General features: G+C 67.3%; 2 protein-coding genes. Both read left to right on the forward strand.

The window, feature by feature from the left end:
* Positions 1–182: 182 nt before the first annotated feature.
* Positions 183–545, forward strand: coding sequence for a helix-turn-helix domain-containing protein (locus tag SK571_RS46130; RefSeq protein WP_319990426.1), 363 nt, complete (start codon positions 183–185; stop codon positions 543–545).
* Positions 542–927, forward strand: a 386-nt coding sequence (locus tag SK571_RS46135; protein WP_319990427.1) for an IS3 family transposase, incomplete at its 3' end; no start/stop codon positions are given. The genes SK571_RS46130 and SK571_RS46135, both read left to right, overlap by 4 nt.

Raw genomic sequence — 927 nt, forward strand, 5'->3', positions numbered from 1 at the left:
TGAACCGCTCCCCGGAAGTTGGACTGGTAATTCAGTTCCGATTTCCCGGGAGCGGTGTGGTGTATCCAGGAAGTTCGTTGTGTGAGCGGCAGCGGGAGGCTGCTGTCGCGTTGTTCGAGGCCGGGTATGGCGAGAATGCTGTGTCGACCCGGTTGGGGGTGGCTGAGCCGGCGGTGCGACGCTTGCGTGATCGTTGGAGGCTGCGAGGCGCGGGAGCGCTGATGATGAAGCCGGGCAAGCGGTCGTTCACGTTCGAGTTCAAGCTCGAGGTTGTGCGCCGGTTCGTGGCGGGTGAGGCGTCGGCGCTGGAGTTGGCGCGTGAGTACGACCTGTCCTCGCCCAAGCTGGTCGAGAATTGGGCGCGGGTGTATCGGCGTGACGGTGAGGACGCGTTGCGGCCCAAGCCGAAAGGCCGGCCTGTGAAGCCCGCGGAGACCTCCGGGGACAGTGAGCTGGAACGCCTGCGGGCGGAGAACCTGCGGTTGTCGGCGGAGAACGCCTACCTGAAAAAATTGCGGGCCTTGAGGGAGCAGGGGCGAGGGTGAGAACCCAGGTCATCGCCGCCCTCAAGGCCGACTATCCGCTGCCGGTGCTGCTGGCGGTCGCTGGGCTGGCCCGGTCGACGTTCTTCTACCACCAGGCCCGGTCCGACCGGCCTGACCGGCACGCCGGGCTCAAGGTCGCGATCCGCGAGGCGTTCGAGGCCGCCCGTGGCCGTTACGGGCATCGGCGGATTCACGCCGTGTTGATCCGGCAAGGCCGGCAGGTGGCCAAGAAGACCGTGCTCGCGCTGATGAACGTCCTCGGCCTGGTCTGCAAGGTCCGGCGGCCACGCCGGTATCGGTCCTGGCTCGGGCAGACCGGCACGACCGCCGAGAACGTGCTCAACCGCGAGTTCACCGCGTCGGTGCCGGACGCGAAGTGGGT

The organism is Lentzea kristufekii, assembly GCF_033949925.1.
GTDB lineage: Bacteria > Actinomycetota > Actinomycetes > Mycobacteriales > Pseudonocardiaceae > Lentzea > Lentzea kristufekii.